The following is a 1,565-nucleotide window of genomic DNA, read 5'->3' on the forward strand; positions in this document are numbered from 1 at the left end:
GACCTGAGTTGGCTAGGTCGGTCAAGATTCTTCGTGTCGTGACTCGTTGACCTGCAGCTTCGGGGCTCAGGGTGGTCACTAACAACCCTGGGTAGGCTTGGCCGGTGGGTACGTTCGTACGGCGGGTGAGGACTGCCTCGGGCGCGACGGCGGTGCAGATCGTGCACAAACGGGGGCGGAGCGTGCTGGGGATGGAGCACGTGGGCTCTGCCCGGGACGAGGTCGAGGTGGCGTTGCTGATGCAGGCCGCTCGGGAGCGGATCCATGCGGGTCAGGGCGAGCTCCCGCTGGGCGAGGAGCGTCCCGGCGGTCGTCCGGTAGCTGGGCCGGTGGTCACCGCGACCCCGTCGCTGGTGCTGTGGGAGGCGTTGGAGCAGGTCTATGCCGACCTGGGGTTCGAGACGGTCAAGGACCGCGCGTTCAAGCAGCTGGTGCTGGGCAGGATCGTGGAGCCGACCTCCAAGATCGATACCCTGCGGGTGCTGGGTGAGATCGGTGTGTGGGCGCCGTCGATCTCGACGGTGAAGAACAGCCTGGCGCGGGTGATCGAGCGTAAGTATCGGGACAAGATCAGCACCGCCTGTTACGCACACGCTGCCCCGACCGGGCGGCTCGGCGTGGTGCTGTACGACTTGACGACCTTGTACTTCGAGACCCCGAAAGAAGACAGTCTGCGCAAGGTCGGGATGAGCAAAGAACGGCGGGTCGACCCTCAAGTGACCGTCGGACTCCTGTGTGACGCCACAGGATTCCCGCTACAGGTGCACCTGTTCGAGGGGAACAAGGCCGAGACGAAGACGCTCATCCCTGTCGTGGACGCCTTCCGTGAAGCCCACGACGTCGAAGAGTTCGTCGTCGTGGCTGACGCCGGGATGCTGTCCGCGGCGAATCTACTCGCACTGGAGGACGCCGGCCTGTCGTTCATCGTCGGCTCCCGCGCGGCGAAGACCCCGTACGACCTGGCCCACCACTTCAAGACCAAGGGAAACCACTTCACCGACGGGCAGACAGTGGAGACGACCCGAGCGATGGGCACCGGGAAGGACAAGCGGACCCGGCGGGTGGTCTACCACTACTCCTTCAAACGGTCCAAGAACGATGACCGGGCGATCAACGCGATGGTCAAGAAGGCCGAGGACGTCGCCGCCGGAACACGCCCGCTCAAGCGGGACCGGTTCGTCAAGATCGACGGCGCGAGCAAGGGCGTGGACTGGGACCTGGTGGCGCGGGCACGCTCGATGACCGGCCTCAAAGGCTACGTGACCAACATCAGCACCGAGGTGATGGACGGGCCGGCGGTCGTGGCCGCCTACCAGGACCTCTACCAGGTCGAGCGGTCCTTCCGGATGGCCAAGTCAGACCTGAGGGCGCGACCCGTCTTCGCCAGAACGAAGGACTCGATCGAGGCGCACCTCACGATCGTGTTCGCCGCCCTGGCGATCTCCCGCGAGGCCCAGCAACGCACCGGCGCCTCGATCAAGAAGATCCTCAACACCCTGCGCCCGCTGCGCTCGGCAGTCATCACCAGCGGCGGGTCAACGACCACAGCTGCCCCGGCCATCCCG

The 1,565-nt window shown here is 65.8% G+C and carries 1 protein-coding gene; it reads left to right on the top strand.

Annotation, left to right across the window (positions count from 1 at the left end):
• Positions 1-104: 104 nt before the first annotated feature.
• The coding region (locus MWU75_RS19580) for an IS1634 family transposase (protein WP_247094137.1) at positions 105-1,565 on the top strand (1,461 nt) is incomplete at its 3' end.

The sequence above is a fragment of the Ornithinimicrobium sp. F0845 genome (assembly GCF_023015765.1).
Taxonomy (GTDB): Bacteria; Actinomycetota; Actinomycetes; order Actinomycetales; family Dermatophilaceae; genus Ornithinicoccus.